18 protein-coding genes are annotated in these 18,269 nt (G+C 63.1%); 13 read left to right on the forward strand and 5 right to left on the reverse strand.

Features of this window, described 5'->3' with window-relative positions; genetic code table 11:
* Positions 1-74 precede the first annotated feature (74 nt).
* From NYQ83_RS10970 to NYQ83_RS10995, 6 genes are all read left to right on the forward strand, one after another.
* Positions 75-776, forward strand: coding sequence for a GntR family transcriptional regulator (locus NYQ83_RS10970; protein ID WP_261214651.1), 702 nt, complete (start codon positions 75-77; stop codon positions 774-776).
* Between the two features lie 89 nt (positions 777-865).
* On the forward strand, positions 866-1,405 hold the full coding sequence (locus NYQ83_RS10975) for a hypothetical protein (RefSeq protein ID WP_261214653.1): 540 nt from the start codon (positions 866-868) through the stop codon (positions 1,403-1,405).
* A 650-nt stretch (positions 1,406-2,055) separates the two neighbouring features.
* Entirely contained in the window at positions 2,056-2,418 is a 363-nt protein-coding gene (locus NYQ83_RS10980; RefSeq protein ID WP_261214656.1) for a molybdopterin-dependent oxidoreductase, read from the forward strand.
* On the forward strand, positions 2,411-4,156 hold the full coding sequence (locus tag NYQ83_RS10985; RefSeq protein WP_261214657.1) for a sensor histidine kinase: 1,746 nt from the start codon (positions 2,411-2,413) through the stop codon (positions 4,154-4,156). The genes NYQ83_RS10980 and NYQ83_RS10985 overlap by 8 nt, the downstream gene beginning before the upstream one ends.
* Entirely contained in the window at positions 4,156-4,581 is a 426-nt protein-coding gene (locus NYQ83_RS10990; RefSeq protein WP_261214658.1) for a response regulator, read from the forward strand. Before NYQ83_RS10985 ends, NYQ83_RS10990 begins: the two co-directional genes overlap by 1 nt.
* Positions 4,582-4,922: 341 nt before the next feature.
* The gene (locus NYQ83_RS10995; RefSeq protein ID WP_246008369.1) at positions 4,923-5,726 is read left to right on the forward strand and encodes a response regulator; all 804 of its coding nucleotides are present in this window, start codon (positions 4,923-4,925) and stop codon (positions 5,724-5,726) included.
* Between the two features lie 239 nt (positions 5,727-5,965).
* Here the strand turns inward: NYQ83_RS10995 and NYQ83_RS11000 are convergent, their stop codons facing one another.
* Positions 5,966-6,634 carry a response regulator transcription factor gene (locus NYQ83_RS11000; RefSeq protein WP_128291255.1) on the reverse strand — a complete coding sequence of 223 codons (669 nt, stop codon included), beginning with the start codon at positions 6,632-6,634 and terminating at the stop codon, positions 5,966-5,968.
* 647 nt (positions 6,635-7,281) lie between these two features.
* Positions 7,282-7,665 (reverse strand): response regulator, encoded by a 384-nt coding sequence (locus tag NYQ83_RS11005; protein WP_128291253.1) that lies wholly within the window; start codon positions 7,663-7,665, stop codon positions 7,282-7,284.
* Positions 7,666-7,837: 172 nt separating this feature from the next.
* Between NYQ83_RS11005 and NYQ83_RS11010 the strand changes: the two genes are divergently transcribed.
* From NYQ83_RS11010 to NYQ83_RS11020, 3 genes are all read left to right on the forward strand, one after another.
* The gene (locus tag NYQ83_RS11010) at positions 7,838-8,524 is read left to right on the forward strand and encodes a protein phosphatase CheZ (protein ID WP_128291252.1); all 687 of its coding nucleotides are present in this window, start codon (positions 7,838-7,840) and stop codon (positions 8,522-8,524) included.
* A gap of 342 nt (positions 8,525-8,866) precedes the next feature.
* On the forward strand, positions 8,867-9,322 hold the full coding sequence (locus NYQ83_RS11015; protein WP_128291251.1) for a c-type cytochrome: 456 nt from the start codon (positions 8,867-8,869) through the stop codon (positions 9,320-9,322).
* 103 nt (positions 9,323-9,425) lie between these two features.
* Positions 9,426-10,079 carry a cytochrome b/b6 domain-containing protein gene (locus NYQ83_RS11020; protein WP_261214660.1) on the forward strand — a complete coding sequence of 218 codons (654 nt, stop codon included), beginning with the start codon at positions 9,426-9,428 and terminating at the stop codon, positions 10,077-10,079.
* A gap of 70 nt (positions 10,080-10,149) precedes the next feature.
* Here NYQ83_RS11020 and NYQ83_RS11025 read toward each other — a convergent pair whose 3' ends face one another.
* The gene (locus tag NYQ83_RS11025) at positions 10,150-10,758 is read right to left on the reverse strand and encodes a hypothetical protein (protein ID WP_261214661.1); all 609 of its coding nucleotides are present in this window, start codon (positions 10,756-10,758) and stop codon (positions 10,150-10,152) included.
* Positions 10,759-11,425: 667 nt separating this feature from the next.
* Between NYQ83_RS11025 and dhaK the strand changes: the two genes are divergently transcribed.
* Genes dhaK through ptsP form a run of 3 tightly spaced genes read left to right on the forward strand, consistent with a single transcriptional unit; the run spans position 11,426 to position 15,692 of the window.
* Positions 11,426-12,493 carry a dihydroxyacetone kinase subunit DhaK gene (gene dhaK, locus NYQ83_RS11030; RefSeq protein WP_261214662.1) on the forward strand — a complete coding sequence of 356 codons (1,068 nt, stop codon included), beginning with the start codon at positions 11,426-11,428 and terminating at the stop codon, positions 12,491-12,493.
* 2 nt (positions 12,494-12,495) lie between these two features.
* The gene (dhaL, locus tag NYQ83_RS11035) at positions 12,496-13,155 is read left to right on the forward strand and encodes a dihydroxyacetone kinase subunit DhaL (RefSeq protein WP_128291248.1); all 660 of its coding nucleotides are present in this window, start codon (positions 12,496-12,498) and stop codon (positions 13,153-13,155) included.
* Positions 13,152-15,692 (forward strand): phosphoenolpyruvate--protein phosphotransferase, encoded by a 2,541-nt coding sequence (gene ptsP, locus NYQ83_RS11040; protein ID WP_261214663.1) that lies wholly within the window; start codon positions 13,152-13,154, stop codon positions 15,690-15,692. Before dhaL ends, ptsP begins: the two co-directional genes overlap by 4 nt.
* A gap of 175 nt (positions 15,693-15,867) precedes the next feature.
* On the opposite strand, the gene NYQ83_RS11045 is transcribed toward ptsP, so the two are convergent.
* Positions 15,868-16,281: an ASCH domain-containing protein gene (locus NYQ83_RS11045; protein ID WP_261214664.1), complete on the reverse strand. Its 414-nt coding sequence runs from the start codon at positions 16,279-16,281 to the stop codon at positions 15,868-15,870.
* 160 nt (positions 16,282-16,441) lie between these two features.
* On the opposite strand from NYQ83_RS11045, the gene NYQ83_RS11050 reads away from it, so the two are divergent.
* Positions 16,442-17,110 (forward strand): hypothetical protein, encoded by a 669-nt coding sequence (locus NYQ83_RS11050; protein ID WP_261214665.1) that lies wholly within the window; start codon positions 16,442-16,444, stop codon positions 17,108-17,110.
* A gap of 158 nt (positions 17,111-17,268) precedes the next feature.
* Here NYQ83_RS11050 and NYQ83_RS11055 read toward each other — a convergent pair whose 3' ends face one another.
* Positions 17,269-18,090: a hypothetical protein gene (locus tag NYQ83_RS11055; RefSeq protein WP_261214666.1), complete on the reverse strand. Its 822-nt coding sequence runs from the start codon at positions 18,088-18,090 to the stop codon at positions 17,269-17,271.
* Positions 18,091-18,269: the final 179 nt, after the last annotated feature.

Here is an 18,269-nt window from a genome sequence, read left to right on the forward strand (position 1 = left end):
CCTCGCCGGAAAACGCCTCGCGCGCGCCGTTTGGCCAATGGAGGAAGTGCTTCTTCTGTGGCAAAGAGAACAGATTGGGGGAGAAGAGCCGCAAGGCTCGGGTTGTGATCGGGATGGATGCGCAGGAGGAGGAGGTTGGTCCGACCTCTGTGGAACAGGCGACGGCGCTCATCCGGCGCGCCATCGTCACCGCCGAATATCGGCCGGGCGAGCGCCTGAAGGTCGCCGATGCGGCGCGCCGCTTCGGCTTCAGCGCCATGCCGGTGCGCGAAGCCTTGCGCAAATTGGAGGGCGAAGGGCTCGTCGCCATCCTGCCCAATCGCGGCGCCGTCATCCGCCCGATCGACGAGAAATTCCTGAAGGACGTCTACGAGGTCCGCACCGCGCTCGAAACGCTTGCGGTGCAAAGGCTGATGCCGCGCATCACCCTCGCCATGCTCGACGAGCTCTCGGCCCTGCAGGCGGCCCATGCTGCGGCGGTGGAGAGAGCCGACCTCGAAGAGATCATCATGGCCAACCGCGCCTTGCACACCAGGCTCTTCGAACTGGCCGGCAACGCGGAGGCGACGCGCCTTTTCGAGCTCGGCTGGGAGCTCATCTATGCGCTCCGCCGGCGCCTCGGCTACGGGCCCAACCGTCTCGCCTCCGTCATCGAAGAACACCGGCTTCTCGTCGATGCGCTCCGCCGGCACGATTTCGCCGCCTGCGCCGCCATCCTGCGCATGCACAACACCGCCGGCATGGAAGACATGATCGCCTCGCTCGCGGGCGAGTGAGCCACCCGCCGATTTCAGATCGGAGGGCGATTTCGGAACGATGCCTCCACCCTGCCGTTCGTCTCCACTCGCACCGTGGAAAGGACGCCATGATGAGGGCTTTCGCCGCCACCCTGCGCGCCGCTTTGCGCGCAACCGCAATCGCCGGTCTCACCGCCGCAACGGCTCTTGCAGCAACGCCCTTCCTTGTGCCCACAGCTGCGGCCGCTGCCCCCAAGGGTTGGACGACGTATGCCGATCCCCGCTCCGGCGCCCGCCTCGCCTATCCCGAAAAGCTCTTCCCGCAAGAGGCGCCCCTCGCCTACGGCACCGCCTTCGTCGGCGATGAGGCGCGGCTCGAACTCTCCGCCCGCGCGGTCGAAGGCGTCGACGACGCCGCCGATCTGCGCGCCCTCATGCGCGGTACCGGCGGCTACGAAAACGTCACCTACTCGCCGCAGGGGAAGAACTGGCTGGTCGTCTCCGGCTATCGCGGTTCGGACATTTTTTACGAAAAGTTCTTCGTGCGCGGCGACACGGTGCAGGGTTTCAGCCTGCAATATCCGGCCGCAAAGCGCGGCATTTTCGATTCTGTCGTCGAAGGCGTGGAGAATTCCTTCCGTGCCGGCCGTGTCTCGGTAAGCCGGTAAGCCCCAGCACGCTTTGCACATTCCGGCCTGCACGGATCCCTCGCGGGCCTTACCGCTCTTCGGTTCCATCTCTGCGGCGCCACGCCGCAGCGCCACCTTCCGGACGCCTTCCGGAGACCTCCCCGAGACGATTGAACTTTCAGACACCACTCCGACAGGCGGATTTCCGCTTCCGGATGGGCTCGCCCGTCGCCTTCCGCGCGGCGATCGGCTTTGCAAACCGCTCAGTTTTTAATCTCTTCGAGCCGAGCTCCTTAACTGCAAAATCAAGTGTTTCTGGTTTGCTGCGCCAGCTTCGGAAAACTGCAACATAACGCAGTCAAGAAGGACACAAAGGCCCACGGCCACCCGATAAACGGCGAGAACCACGGCACAGCTAGCAATTTAGAGACGATCTCGTTTTGAATACGATAAAGAGATTGGAGATATTTCCGAAAACTCTATCGCGACAAAACAGTTTTTCGAGTAAACCCAATTTTCAAGATTGCACAACAATGACTGCAAAATACACATCGCTGGCCACCTCAATGTCCCGCCTCACCTTTGTCTTAGCTACCTTACTTTCGACCATCGCTTGTGGCCCCGTCGCCGCGCAGGAGCTGACGCTGCGTTGGCTCGGTGAAAGCGGCGCGGTTCTCGCGGAAAAGCTGATGAGCGTCGAAGACATCGAGGCGCTCCAGCAGCGGGCAATCGTCACCCACACGCCCTGGGACGCGGGAAACCAGACCTTCACCGGCCCGCTCCTCGCCACTCTCGCCGACCTTGCCGGTCTTCCCGTCGTCGAAGCGGCGCTCGTCGCGCTCAACGATTATTCCGCCGAAATCCCGCAATCGGACTGGGCGCTCTACGACGTCATCATGGCCGTGCGCCAGGACGGCCAGGAAATGCGCATCCGCGACAAAGGCCCCTTCCGCATCGTCTATCCCCTCGATGCGTATCCCGAACTCGCAAGCCATCGCTACCAAAGCCGGATGATCTGGCAAATCCGGAGCATCGACTTCCGTGTTGAGTAAGAAGGCAAAGATCGCCCACAAGCTGCTTGCCGGCGCCCTCGTCGTCACGACGCTCGGCCTCTTCATCGCCACCGGCATGCTCTATCTGCGGCAGGCCGAGCAGCGCCAGCTTCTCGCGACCTCCATCCGCAGCTCCGGCTGGATCGCCTATCAGGCGCAGCTCGAATACGTCAAAACCACCGCCACTCTGGACATCGCCCGGGACGACCCCTCCCCCCGCATCATCGATCAGCTCAAACTGCGTCTGGAACTTCTCGCTTCGCGCCTGCCGCTCCTCTATGCCTCGGAAGAAGGTCGCCTGATCGCGGGCATCGATGCGTTCGCGCCGGCCCTCAAAGACTACCGGACGCGCATCGAAACATATCTTGAACGGCTCGAAGACCCGCTTCCGCCACCCCCCAAAAGCGGCCGCCTCATCTCGCAATGGCGCAGCGAACTCGTCCCTCTCGGGCGCAATCTGCAAACCATCCTGGAAGCGGCCGTCGTCGACAATGACGAGATCAACCGCCGCGAAGCTGCGCTCTCCAAAGAGACGGCTGCGCTTCCCCTCGTCTTGATGTTTATCAGCGGCGCCGGCCTCGTTTTGCTTCTGTTCGTCCAGGCACGACGCGACCGCCGGCGTCTTCACGACGTCCTGGAGGCGCGGCGCGCCCAGATCGAGGTCGAAACCAGCTTCGAAAAGACCATGCAGGCGATGCCTTTCGTGGCCTTGATCTTCGATCCGGACACCCACGAAGTGAAATTCGCCAATGACGAAGCGATCGAGCTCGTCGGCGCCTCGCTCGCCCACCCGGATTGGACCCGCCTCATCCGCTCCGCCATCGACGTGTCCAAGACGTCCGATCAGGGCGACACCCGCACCACCATTTTGAGCTTCGGGCGCCGCGACGGCGAGATCAGCTCGCTGCGCGGCACCATTTCGCCCGCGCGCTGGCGCGGCCGGCGGCTGCGCATGCTGGCGCTCGCCGACGTCACCAAATTGCGCGACGCCGAACTCAAGGTGATGCAGGCGGCGAAGCTTGCGACGCTTGGCGAAATGGCGACCGCCATCGCCCATGAAACCAACCAGCCTCTCGCCGTCATCCGGCTCGCCATCGCCAATGCCCGCCGCCTCTTGGAGCATGGCGAAACCGGCGAGGCCCTTGCCGCCAAACTGACGCGCATCAGCGATCAGGTGGAGCGGGTGAAGCGCATCACCGACCAGGTCCGCCGCTATGGGCGTCTCACCTCGCAGCAATGCGAGCCCTTCGCGCTTCACGACGCCGTTCAACTCGCCATCGGTTTCGTCGCCGAGCAATATCGCGCCGCGGGCATCCGCCTCGATATCGACCTCGATTTCGCCACCGATCTCGCCGTCGCCGGCGAGCAGACGATGTTCGAGCAGGTCATCGTCAACATTCTGGTGAATGCGCGCGATGCCCTCGATGCGCTTCACGATCGCGACACCGATCGAACGCCGGTTCTCCAGGTGCGCGGATGGGTGAAGAGCGGATCGGTCGTCCTGGAACTCGAAGACAATGGCGGCGGCATTCCCGAAGAGATCATCGCGCATCTCTTCGATCCCTTCGTGACGACGAAACCCGTCGGCAAAGGCACCGGCCTCGGTCTTTCCATGGCGCGCAACATCGTGCGCGACATGAACGGCGACATCGCCGCCCGCAACGTCAGATCCGGCGCATGTTTCACCATCCGCCTGCCTGTCGCCACTCAGACCCTATCGCTTGAAGAAGCCGCCTGATGCCACCTCGCTCAATTTTGATCTGCGAGGACGAGCGCGAGCTTGCGGCCGAAATCGCGGAATTCCTGGAAGCCGAACACTGGCGACCGACGTTGTGCGCAAGCGTTTCGCAGGCACACGCTCTGCTTGTGCAGGGACTTGCGCCCGACTGCCTGTTGACCGATCTGCGCCTTGGCGACAGAAGCGGCCTCGACCTCATCACCCGGACCCGGCGGCTCCCGAAACCGCTGCGCCCGCGGGTTCTCGCTCTCATCACCGGCGAGGCGACGGACGTCGCGCTCGGCGAACCCTCCGGCCCCGACGTCCTCTTCTTCAAGCCCGTCGACCCGTTCGAAATGCTGGCGGATCTGGAGGCGCGTTTCGTGGATTGCAAAATCATCCGCTGGCCGCTCTCCGCGGCCCGACGGAATGCAGCTTCGCGTTGAAGCCCTCTTGCCCCTGTCGCCCAAAGCTGAGAAACTTGGACCAATGCAACAAAAGGACGCACAACGCCCTTTAATTGCTTCAGACCCTGTCTCAAATATCAGGAGGCAGAATGCCTTCGGGCAAGAATGATGCGGACCTTCAGGCTGTTTACACGATGCGGACCAACAGATTAAGTCCCCCTTGGGGGCGCTCGGGCTATGGCGGGCTGATATCGGCCGGACGGCGCGATGGGTGTATCGTCAACAAAGACTTAGCAAGCTTCGCGCGTTTCAGATCAATTGACTAAACCCCGTCTTAGGAAGTGCCTCTCAATCTCCGCCGTGAAACGGGAGGAGGCATCGTGAGGTATCAACACGATATGGATACCAAGGAACCTGGTGCCAGAACCAATTCCCCGCCGCAGATTCTTCTCGTCGACGACGATGTCGATATTCTTGATGAGCTGGCCGAAGGCCTGACCGCGCTTGACCTGCCGCCGCTGAAGGCGAGCACCGCCGTCGAAGCTCTGGCGATCGTACAGCGCAACCCAGGTTTGCGCGTCATCGTCACCGATTTGCAGATGCCGCAGATCGATGGAATCGAACTTTTGCAGAAACTGACGGCAAGGCGGAACAGCAGGCCTCTCACGGCCGTGGTCATGACGGGCAATGCTTCGCTCGACCGCGCCGTCGCGGCGCTGCGCCTCAATGCCGTCGATTTTCTTCAAAAGCCGGTTTCCGCGGAAGAGGTGGCGATCGCCATCCGCCGTGCCCTCGACCTCACCGGCCGCGCGAGACCGGAACCGTCCCAGTCGGCGACGGAATCCGATTATCTTCGCGCCCTGGTCGCAGCACGCACCGATCGCGACGCGATCTTCAAGGCGAAGCTCTTCTCCGATCCCGCCTGGGATATGATGCTTGATCTCGCCGTCGCGGAAGCCACCGGCCGTTTCGTCTCCGTCACCAGCCTGTGCCTCGCCTCCGGTGTCGCCACGACCACGGCGCTGCGCCGCATCGATGAATTGCAGGAGGCGGATCTCATCATGCGCTTCCCTGACGAGACCGACCGTCGTCGTACCCTCGTCCGCCTGACCGAAACCGGTCTTGAGCGCATGCATGCTTTTGTCGAGCGTCAGGCCGCTCGTCTGGGCCTCAAGGTCGGCTGAGCCGCCTCAGGCTCCCCAATCGCTTTTGGGGGCCTTCTTTCGGGGCCGCCCTCTGTGGCCTCTCCCGGGGGCCTCTCCCGGGGGGCCTCTCTCGGGGGGCGTCTCTCGGGGGGCCACGCTCAGAGCCCATCCCGGGGCCCGGCCCGGGTTCTTGGCCGAGCCTGTTGCCGCATCTCTTCGCGGCGATCCGAGGCTCGTTGCCCGGGTCTCTGCCTTTTTTGGGAAAAGTCCGCCGCCGCTCAGGCGACGAACTGGTAGCCGAGATAGCGCTTCGCATCGATCACCTCGAAGCCGAGGCGCAGGCGGAGCTTCTTGCGCAGCTTGCTGATGTGGCCTTCCACCACCGTCTCGTCGACGTCGTCGTTGAAGACGCCGTAGATGGCGTTGAAGATCTGCGTCTTGGTCACGCGGCGCATGCGGTTCTTCGCCAGATATTCGAGGATGTGGCGCTCGCGGCGCGGCAGGGCGAGCGGCTCGCCGTCGACTTCCGGGTCGCGGCCGTCGAAGAAGATCTTCAGCCGGTCGCTCTCGACTTCCTGCTTCGGGCCGTTCATGCGCCGCCACACGGCGTCGGAGCGCGCCACGATCTCTTTCACATGGATCGGCTTGCGCACCACGTCGTCGATGCCCGCCGTGAAGAGCTCCAGCGTCTGCTCCAGAGAGCGCACGTCGCTCAGGGCGATGATCGGGGCCCGCGAATGGCTGCGGATGAGGTTCGGATAGTTGGGCCGCTCGGCGAAGTCGCCGAGGAGGAAGCCCTGCACCGCCGAGAGATCCCGATCAGCGGCCGTCGTCAGCCATTCCTGGAACTCTTCGGAGTCGAAACCGACGGCGGAAAGCCCTTCGCGGCTGAACATGGACGTGAAACCGGCAGCAACCTCTGCCCGGGGATCAACAACGACGTACATCTCGCACCCTCGGTATTTAAATTAAAATTTTTCGTATTCCGCAGTATTGCTTGCTGGAGAACTGCGGCTCCGATGGGTTTGGAAGTACCGATCAACTTCACTCCACTCAATCAGAACTGAATCCGTTGCCGGAGACGTTTCGCTCCAAATTGCTGGATAATGAAAGGTTATCGTTTCGCAGCCGAAAAACCCGCGGATTTCTGCGGTTTTGGAGGGGGCGTTAGCCTCACGCAGAACGAAATTAGCGCGAAAGGACACCATTTGAGGCGTCCCGAGGGCCGGATTGTTGCCGATGCGCCACGGTTTTTTGGCCAAAAGAGCCATCGATCGCGCCCGATCGCCCCGGAAGCGGGGCAATTGCATTGTCTTTTGGACTCAAAAAGGAACGATCTGGGGGAACCCGAAGCTCACAAAGGCGTGAAGGAGAGGATGCGGGCCCGAAGCGGGCGGCCGGCAGAGGGGGAGAGAGTAAAGAAAGGTTTGCTGGGGAGAGGCGCGCGGCTGCCGAAGCAGCCGCGCGGACGACCGCGAGAGTGAGAGGAGCGGCGGCCGTTGAGAGGGTTGCGCCTAAAGCCTCCGAAAGAACAATCTGGAAGCTCAACAGGCGCGGCGGCCCGTACCTTGAAGGTCAGGCCTGCCGAAAGTGATCAGTTCTCGAAGACGGCTTCGATCTTGCCCTTCAGCGTCTGCGCATTGAACGGCTTCACGATATAATTGCTCACGCCTTCTTTCTTGGCGGCGATGACGTTTTCCGACTTCGCCTCGGCAGTGACCATGATGAACGGTGTGGCGTTCAGCTTGTCGTCGGCACGCACCTGCTTCAGAAGCTCGTAACCGGTCATCGGCTCCATGTTCCAGTCAGAGATGACCAGACCATATTCGCGCTCCTTCATCTTGTTGAGCGCCTCGCTGCCATCGGCCGCTTCGTCGATATCTTCGAAGCCGAGCTGCTTTAACAGGTTCTTAATGATCCGGATCATCGTCTTGTAATCGTCGACGACAAGGATCGGCATAGAAAGGTTCAACGACATTCGCCGCGCTCCATATAGAATCTAGACTGCACCGCTATCTCCGGCGGGATCGAGGTGTGTTTAAATTGAACTGACTTGCGCCAGGCTTGCGCCGCAAACCCCCGCTATCTTTTCTCTTTTCAGGCCTTCGAATATACAGTCGCCACTTTCTTTGATGGGATAGGGTTCACGTATGTCCGCAAAGCGCGCCACCGCGAAAAAGGATGTGACCGAGCAGGAAGCTTGGGCACAGCACGCCACAGAGCAGCTCAGCCTGGCACTTCGCCTCGACAAGATTTTCACCGAGCTTTCCGAGCTTCGGCAGATCGCCGGCAAGCAGGATGAGGTCGTCGCCGATCAGCAGAAGCTGTGGCTTGGCGTCGAGTCCATTCAGCACGCCATCCGCGATACCCGCGGGGAAATCGCGTCGATTCACGCCAAGGCTGTCGATTCCAAGCAGTTCAACCGCGCTGCCGACGAGCTTGATGCCGTCGTCGCCGACACGGAGGGCGCCACTGAGACGATCCTCACCTCCGCCGAAGAGATCGACGACATCGCCAGAAAGCTCGGCAAGACGCTCGGCGATGACGAGCGCGCCCAGCTGCAGGCGATCAACGAGCGTTGCATCGCCATCTTCGAGGCGTGCAATTTTCAGGACATCACCGGCCAGCGCATCTCCAAGGTCGTCAACCTCCTGCAATTCATCGAAAGCCGCATCGATAAGATGCTGAAGATCTGGTCCGGCGAGGCCACGGCTTTCGAGCAGCATGCCGAGGACGAGCCGGAGGAAGAGGGCGACGAGGCTCTCCTCAACGGTCCGGCGCTCAAGAGCGACGAAAACGTCGTCTCCCAGGACGACATCGATTCCCTCTTCAACTGACATCTTCCCCGGGCCGAAAGCACTGCGACCGTCCGGGGAAGCCGCCACAAAAGCCGCCTGAAAGATCTTCGGGCAGCCACCTTTGAGCCTTCGCACACGCCCGCCTCGCGCGGGCGTTTTCTTTTGGCGCATCACGGATTCCGCACAACTTCGTGAGCAGCGACGGAGACTTCCGCAGAGAACCGCCGTTTCCGGGCCTACGCCTTTCGTGGGGTGTCCCGGTGTCGCATTCCGGTCCGGATATGTATTGGCAAAACCGGCCCGGCGGGGACGGGGCACCTCCGCGGAATTCGCAGCTTTGCGAACTCGCACCTGAATGAAAATCACCCGAAGGATATTATGATGCGCAGACTTCTCCTTTCCCTCGCCGTCCTTGCCGCTCCGAGCCTGGCACTCGCCCAGTCGCCGCAGGATGTGGCCGAGGCCCGGATCGGCTATTTCCGCCTGCTCGGTCTTGAGATGCACGACCTCGCCGCCATGGCGAAGGGCGAAAAGGACTATGACGCAGAGGCCGCGAAAACCCATGCCGCGAACCTCGAGGCGCTGACGCATTATTCGATGGCCGGCCTCCTCGCCCCCGGCACCTCCAATGCCGATCTGCCCGGCAAGACCCGCGCTCTGCCGGCGATCTGGGACAACATGGACGGCCTGCAGGAAAAGGCCGAGGCCTATGTCGCCGCCGTCCAGAACCTCAACACCGTCGCCGGTGAAGGCCTCGACCAGCTGCGTCCGGCCGTCGGCAAGCTCGGCGGCGCCTGCAAATCCTGCCACGACGATTTCCGCGCCAAGGATTTCTGAGCGGGAATTTGAAGCCTGGGATGCCTGGTCCGGAGCCTCTCTGGACCAGGCGATCCTCGAACCCGAGGAACGAGAAACCCAAGGGATCTGAAAAATGTCGACAATGAGCGAACCTGGCCGGGGTCCAGTCCCCCGCCCCTCCGGCGACATCCCGCATCAGACCAAAAACTCCGATCACGCGCCCTTGCAGGCTGGCGAGGAGATCCGCGTCTGGGATCCGGCGGTGCGCATCTTTCATTGGGCCCTGGTCGTGGCCTTCGCGGCCGCCTGGGGGCTCGGCAAGTTCGGCCCGGATGAGATGACCCTGCATTTTTATGCGGGCTACACGGTGGCGGCTCTCGTCGTTATCCGCATCGTCTGGGGTTTTGTCGGGTCCGCCAATGCGCGCTTTGTGAACTTCGTCAAAGGCCCGCGCAAAATCCTGCATTACGCCCGCCACTTCGCCTCGCGCGAACCGTCGAACTGCCCCGGGCACAACCCTGTCGGCGCGCTGTTCATCGTCGGCGTTCTGATCGTGCTCGCCATGCAGATCGGCACCGGCCTCCTGGCCGATCCGGAGGATTACATCAACGCCGGACCGCTCGCCAAATACGTCTCCATCGAGACGGCGCGGCAGGCGCTCTCATGGCACGAACCCCTGTCGACGCTGCTCCTGATCATGGTGGGCGTCCACATCGCCTCGATCGCCTTCTACAAGCTCTATAAGCATGAAGACCTGATCACGCCGATGTTCACCGGCCGCAAGAAAGGCCTGTGAGAAACCCGGTCCGCGGGCTCCCCCGCGGGCCGTCTCGCCGGATGGCATCTCGCACCTCCCGTGACGGGCCTCACGCACAGGCCTCGACATAGGCGAGATACGGCATCACGCCGATATGAAACAGTTTCACCTTGCCGTCCCGGCCGATCTCGAAGCGCAGGGCCGAACTGCCGCTCTCGGCATTCGGCGCGGTCAGATATTTCGCCGGCGCCTCTTCATATTTGTGCGGCTCCTCGCGGAAGCCGCCGAACCAGCTCCGCACCTCCTTCTCGCTGGAGCTGACACCCACCCCCTCGGCCAGCTTGACGTCTGAGCGCTGCCCGACCGTGATGCGCTGCACCTTGCCGTCGGCAACGATCGCATAGACGCCGGGATAATCGGGCGAACTCACCGTGCGGCAGGCCTCGCTCGTCTGCGCCCCCCGCTCCGCAAAGCTTCCCCCCTCCGGCACCGCCTCGCCGATCCTGAGGTCGCCGAGACCCTCGAGCCCGATCACGTTTCTAGACCCGGGGGCAGAGCCCACGTCGGGCGAGGCAACGGGTGCCGATACGGACGACGCCGCAGGTGCGCTCGTCTCCGAAGCCCCGTTCGCCGCCTGCTGATCTGCGTCCGGAGAGCAGGCTGCGAGGGCGACGAGGAGGGCGAGAGGAAGAAGGGGAAGAGAAAGAAAGCGTGTCATCGCACCAGAACGCCCGTGGCGCCGCGAGGTTTCCGGGCCACGGCGCGCTGTCGCGCACACGCCCGCGAAGCCGCCGAAGCGCCCCCGAGATGTCCAATTGATTTCAATCAATTACACCTTGCCGCGGGTTTTGCATGACTATATGACAGTTACGAAGGTCTATTACGCTAGGTGCATGCGCATGACATCTCAATCTCCACGGGAAAATTGATGTCGTCGTAGAGAATAGGCGTATGGTGTCGGGATCTATACTTGGAAAAGTAAGTTCAGATGGCGCAAAGCCGCCGATATCGACGCTATTTTTTGGAAAATCCGGCGCCAGACCCGCCATTCTCATTTCCCCCACAGCTCTCATTTCCCGGATTGCCGGTCCCGCGCCGGACCGCACATCCCGTCGCCCGACCGCAGCTTCCTGTCCGCCCGCACCCTTTCCGCCCGCACCCTTTCCGCTGCATATGAAGGCGAGATGCTGCACGGGGCTTCGAAACGCCCTCTCCTCCCCTATCTTCATCTCGGACCCGACGACCTTCCGCGGCGCACCTGCCGCACATCACCAAGGCCGTTCCATGCCGAGAGGCAGATGCTGCGCCATGGCCCGAGGCCCGGCGCAGAGGCGCGATATCTCAGCGCCACCCAAGCTCCCCACTCCTGAAAAGGAAGACAAGCCGTGAAGAAGTTGATCAACAACGCCGAAGACGTGACGCTGGAACAGCTCAAGGGGTTCGGCCTCGCGCATCCTGAGATCGAGGTCCATTTCGACCCGAATTACGTCGCCGTCGCCGGCGGCGTCCAGAACCGGGTGGCCGTCGTCTCCGGCGGCGGCGCGGGCCACGAGCCGCTTCACGGCGGTTATGTCGGCATGGGCATGCTCGATGCCGCCTGCCCCGGCCAGACCTTCACCTCGCCGACGCCCGATCAGATGTATGAAGCCGGCAAGGCTGTGAACGGCGGCAAGGGCATCCTGCAGATCATCAAGAACTACACCGGCGACGTGCTGAACTTCCGCATGGCCGCCGACCTCCTGCGCGACGAGGGCATCGAAGTCCGCAACGTCGTCATCGACGACGATGTCGCTTTGAAGGATTCGCTCTACACCGCCGGCCGCCGCGGCCTCGGCACCACCGTCATCGCTGAAAAGGTCTGCGGCGCCGCCTCCCAGGAAGGCTACGACCTCGACCAGCTCGCCGCCCTCTGCAAGAAGGTCAACATCCACGGCAAGAGCATGGGCATGGCGCTCACCCCCTGCACCACGCCGCAGAACGGCACACCGAGCTTCGAACTCGCCGACAACGAGATGGAAATCGGCATCGGCATTCACGGCGAGCCCGGAACCGAGCGCATGCCGGTGAAGAGCGCCGACGAGATCACCGAAATCCTCGCCACCCGCATTCTCGAAGACGGCGCCTACACCCGCGAGCTCACCGAATGGGATTCTGAGAAGGGCGATTGGGTCGATGTCGAAGTGAAGGACATCACCTTCCAGTCCGGCGACGAGGCGATCGCCATCGTCAACAGTATGGGCGCGACGCCGATCTCGGAGCTCTACACGGTCTACGCCAAGCTCGCCGAAGTCGCCGAAAAGCACGGCGTGAAGATCGTCCGCAAGCTCATCGGCCATTACATCACCTCGCTCGAAATGGCGGGCGTCTCCATCACGCTGGTGAAGGCAGACGAGGAGATCCTGCGTCTTTACGATGCGCCGGTGAACACACCGGCCCTGCGTTGGGGTGTGTGACCATGAGCGAGACCACGAACAGCGAGGCGGCCGTTTCGGCCGCCGCCATCCGCCTCTGGCTCCAGAAGAGCGCCGAGGTGCTCGCCGAAAAGCGCGCCTACCTCACCGAGCTCGATTCCCCGATCGGCGATGCCGATCACGGCAACAACATGGACCGCGGCTTCAAGGCCGTCGTTGCGACGCTCTCCGACAAGGAAGATGTCGGCGCCGTCCTGAAGGCCGTCGCCATGACGCTGATCTCCAAGGTCGGCGGCGCTTCGGGTCCGCTCTACGGCACCTTCTTCCTCGACGCCGGAAAACCCTTTGCGGGCAAGGCGGAACTTGAACCGGCCGATCTCGTGACGATGTTCGAAGACGGCATCGCCGGGGTGAAAAAGCGCGGTCGCGCCGAACCCGGCATGAAAACCATGCTCGACGCGCAGATACCGGCCGCGGAAGCGCTGAAAGCCGCGGTCGCCGAGGGCAAGAGCGCCGCCGAAGCGCTGAAAGCCGCCGCCGACGCCGCCGAAGAAGGCATGAAGGCGACGATCCCGATGCAGGCCCAGCGCGGCCGCGCGAGCTATCTCGGCGAGCGCAGCATCGACCATCAGGATCCGGGGGCGACCTCGAGCTATCTGATCATCCGTGCGCTCGCCGATGCGGTCGCCGAGACGTCGCAATGATCGGCATCGTCGTCGTCTCGCACAGCGCCAGACTTGCCGAGGGCGTGAAGGAACTCGCCGATGGGATGACCCAGGTCGAGATCCCGATCGCCGCGGCCGGCGGCGTCGATGATCCGGACAACCCTCTGGGCACGGATGGCATCCGTGTCCTGGAGGCGATCCACGAGGTCATGTCGGATGAAGGCGTCCTGATCTTCGCCGATCTCGGCTCGGCAAAGCTCAGCGCCGACATGGCGATCGACCTCCTGGAGCCCGAAGAACAGGAAAAGGTCAAATTCTGCGACGCGCCGCTGGTGGAAGGCGTTCTCGCCGCCGCCGTGCAGATCGCCTCCGGCGGCAAGCTCGCCGACGTCATGCGCGAGGCCCAGGAAGCCGGTGCCGTCGCCGCTCCCGAAGCGGGTTCAGAAGACACCGACGCGCCTGCGGCCAGGGACGACAGCGACACCAAGGCCGAGGAATTCGTCATCCGCAACCGGCATGGCCTGCATGCCCGCCCGGCCTCCTTGCTGGTTCAGACGATGAACGGCTTTGACGGCGACATCCGTCTGGAAAACCTCACCAAGGGCAAGAAGCCGGTCAACGCCAAGAGCATCAACGGCATCATGCTCTCGGCCGTCACCGGCAATGACCGCATCCGCCTCACCGCTGCGCCGGACGAGGCAGACGCGGTCTTTTCCGCCATGCGCCGCCTCGTCGAGGACAATTTCGGCGAAGACGACGAGATGCCGGCCGAGGCGCCCGCACCTTCAAAGCCGGCCCCGTCCAAGGCTCAGGCCGCCTCTTCTCCCGGCACGTCGGAGGCACCGGAGGCAACCGACACTTTGACCGGCATCACCATCGCGCCCGGCTTCGCCCTCGGCCCGCTCCATCATGTCCGCCAGGAAATGCCGAAGATCGAGGCGGCCAAAATCGATGATCCCGACGCCGAAATCGCGCGTTTCGACGAGGCGCTGAAAGATGCGGAAGCGGAGATCGAGGCCGCCATGCAGGCGATGGGCGAGGGCCTGAGCGACTATGATCGCCAGATCTTTTCCGCCCACATCACCTATCTCCACGACCCGGAAATCACCGGCGGCGTGCGCGAGCGCATCCGCTCCGAAAAGCTCGGCGCGGCCGCAATCTGGCAGGAGACGATGTCGGAGCTCGCCGACACCTATTCCGGGCTCGAAGACAAGCTGCTGCAGGGCCGGGCCGCCGATATCGTCGATGTCGGCCAGCGCGTCCTGCGCTTTCTCATCGGAGACGAGGCGGCCTCCGCCCTCCCCGACGAGCCGGCCATTCTGGCGTTTCACGAATTGCGCCCTTCCGACGTCCTTCGCCTCGCCGACACGTCGGTTCTCGGCATCTGTTCGGCGGTCGGCGGCGAAACCTCCCATGCCGGCATTTTGGCGAGCAATCTCTCGATCCCCGTCGTCTTCTCCCTCGGCGAGGGGCTGAACGGCGTGAAAGACGGCCAGAAAGTCCTGCTCGACGGCGGCAAGGCCCGTCTCGATCTTGCGCCCGATCCGGATGATATCGCCAGGATGGAGCGCGACCGCGCCGCCTTCGAAGCCCTTCGCGCCGAAGCGGAAGCGGCCAAAGACCTCGCGGCCGAAACCAAAGACGGCCACCTCGTGCGCGCCGCCGCCAACATGGCCTCGCTCGAAGAGCTCGCCACCGTCGCCGACAGCGGGGCGGAAGAAATCGGCCTGATGCGGACCGAATTCCTCTTCATGGACCGCGATGCGGCGCCCGATGAGGACGAGCAGACGGAGATCTACAAGCGCATCATCGCCGGCCTGAAGGGCAGGCCCCTGACCGTGCGCACCATGGATATCGGCGGCGACAAGCCGGTCGCCTATATGGACCGGCCGGCGGAGGAAAACCCCAATCTCGGCTGGCGTGGCCTGCGCTACAGCCTCGACGAGACGGCGCTCTTCGACACCCAGCTCGCGGCGATCCTCAGGGCGAGCACCGAGGGTCCTGTGCGCATCATGTTCCCGATGGTTTCCACGCTTGAGGAGCTGCGGGCCGCAAAAGATCGGCTGCAAGCTGTCAAAGACAGGCTCGGCGAGGCCGGCCAGCCCTTCGACGACAAGCTCGAAATCGGCATCATGATCGAGGTGCCGGCCGCCGCCGAAATGGCCGACCGCCTCGCCCCGGAAGTCGATTTCTTCAGCATCGGCACCAACGACCTCACGCAATATATGATGGCGGCCGACCGGGCGAACCCGAAGGTGCAGAAGCTCTCCGATCCGCTGCAGCCCGCCGTCCTGCGCATGGTCGCCCGCGCGATCGCAGCCGCCCACGAGGCCGGCATCTGGATCGGCATGTGCGGGGCGATGGCCGGCAACCGCCTCGCCGCGTCGGTCCTGCTCGGTCTCGGGCTCGACGAGTTCAGCATGAAGCCCGTCGATATCGGCACTTTCAAGCTCACCGTCCGCCGCCTTGCAAAGCCCGCCTGCGAAGATCTCGCAGCCGAAGTGCTGAAGCTCGACGGCGCGGAAGCCGTCCGCAAACGCGTCGCGGCCTTCCTGGACGAGATCGAGACGGACTGAAAACCTGGCCTGGGCTGGGCTTAGGCCAGGCCACAGGCGGGCCTGAGCCCGCCCCGAAGACAAACCCGCCGGCGCCTCACCCCTTCGTCAGGATGGCGCCGGCGATCACGTCGAAAAGGTGATCGGCCCGCATCCGAATCGCCGGCTGATCCCGCAGCACCGCCCGGGCTCGCTTTCAGCCCAGATCTTCAATGAGAACGAAGCGCTCCCAGAGGATCGGCATATCCGGCGAAAACCCGCCATTGCGTTCAAAATAGCCGCGATGGCCCGCGCGCCAGCCCTCCAGGCTGTCGTCCTCGCCCTCGGCGAGCGCCATCGCCTCCGTCACCTCGTCGAAGCGGCATTCCACCAATTCGACGGTCTCGATGACGAGCGCCGGCGTGTCGTCCCAGTTGAGCGCGATATCCCGCCGCCCGATCGCGGGCATCGGCTCGCCAGCCTCAAAGTCCCGCAGCGCGCCGCAGGTCGCCACCTTCTTGCCGGCCCGCACCAGCGCAAGAAGCGTGTCGCACAACGCGGCGCTGTCGCCGAACTTGAACGTCTCCGCCCCCGGATAACGCCGCTTCAGCGCCGCCAATTCTTCAGACATCAGCGCATTCCCTCCAGGCCCACCAGGCTTTGCCGCATACGGCACATCCGATCCCATGCGTATCGCTTCGCCATATAACCGAGTCGCGAACTTGACGTTTTAGGACAGAAAACCGAGACCCCTCACCGGCGCCCCCTCTTCGGACAGCAGGAAGGAAACCATGCCCCAGCCAAAGCAGCCGTTTGTTTCGTGGGGAGCCGCTTTGTTTGTGGCGATACCCGCGGCCCTCTTCGCGATCCAGGCACAAGCCGCCGAGGCGAAGCCGTTCGATGCGGCGAAGGCGTTCTGCGAGCGGCAGACTTTCGTCCTGGAACGCATCGAGGAGGTCGGCCCGTGGCTCGACTATTTCAGCGGCCTGCGCAATGGCCGCTCGCCCGTGCCGGATGCGAATTGCCCGAGCTCCACGGTCCGCGCCATCCTCAACATCGTCACCAGCAGCACCCTTGAGATCGCCAAAGCGCAACGATCCGCTCTCTTCAGCTTCTACGTCTCAAGATCCATGGAGCCGGAACTGGGCGATCGAATTGTCGATCCCGACGGCTCCTTTCGCTATCGCGGCGACGTCGTGCTGATGAGCTTCGTCTGGCTGCTTTGCCCCGGGCATGGAGAGGAAAGGCTTTCCTGCGTGACGGGCGCCATCGAAGACTTTCCCACCCAGTTCGTAGAAACGAGCCCGGTCTTTTGCGACTTCGCGGCGCTCGACAAGGCGAAGGTCGAATGGCCTCCCAATCGAGAGGTACGTCCCCTGGTCTGCGCAGCCGGCGGAACCTCGCAATCCGCCAACCCCGAAGCATGGCTGAGGCGGGCCGGAATCATCCTCGGAGACTAGGAGAGCCATTATCGACCTCTCCGGGCGGATGGAACCAGTCTTTCGCGAGACCGCAGATCGACGGCTGATACCTTGCGGATGTTCAGTCGAACTCATCCAAGGCCATTGAAGTATCACAACCTCAATCGCGTCCGATCGGATTATCCCATGTTCGCCGGTTAGGGCTGCCAATCCGGATTGTCTAGCCAGACGGAGAGCGGGATCGCCTGTTTCGCGTTGCCCGAAACCTTTTCGCGCATGGATCGGACCGCAGCTTTACGGTCATCGATGAGGTTTGGAGTGTCGTCGGAGAAGTTCCGGCCCAGGATCTCGACGCGCACGAGGTAACGCGTCGGCGTGTTCTCCGGCAAGGGTTGGCCTACGGCCATCGGCGGAATCGAATACCCCGCAGGGCCATCGCCGTAGTTGCGCACGACCACCGATGCGTAGGTGCCTGTATCGCCGCAGACGGTGAATCTTGCGAGCGTGTGGCGGTGGCCCATGACATTCGCGATACGGGCCGCATCGAAGTCCGGACGATGGTACGTCCGCTCCCAGCTGGCGGCCATCATCTTCTCCATGATCTCCTCAGCCATCGCGCGCGCCTCCTCGAAAGAGAGTGGCTCCATCGGCAGGGTCGCGGAAGCGCCGGAGATCCACGGCCCGACGTAATCGACAGCCACCATGCGTCCCGCAGGCAAGATCACGGGCGGACATTCGCCATCTTCGTAACGCAGGATATATCCGTCCGGCCCCTCAGTCGCCGCGGCGGGGGCCTCGAAGAAAAATGTGCCGATGTCCTCGCGTCCGCCGTCATGCCCCATATAAGGTGGCTCCCCGATGTGCTGGTGAAACGAAACGACGTCCCCGAGCAGAGTAACCGGCAAGGACTTCGCAGGGGCCAATGTCGCGGCAGTTTCCTCCGTCCAAGCCCAGAGAGTGGCGGCAAGTCCGGCCGCCGTGATGCAGATCGTGGCCATCACGGTCCGCCAATGCGTCATGTGAGCCAGTCCTTCCGTGCCCGATGTCCTCAATATGATAAATTTGGTCGATCAGGTCGCCATAGCAGACGATCCGATCCTATGGCCTCCGTGGCAAAAAACGAAAGTGAACGCCGCACTTCCGTTCTGGGCTGAGACCGGATCGACAGCTTTGTGGCAGCATCCAACGGGAAGCTGCC

This window comes from Afifella sp. JA880 (genome assembly GCF_025379905.1).
GTDB lineage: Bacteria > Pseudomonadota > Alphaproteobacteria > Rhizobiales > Afifellaceae > Afifella > Afifella aestuarii.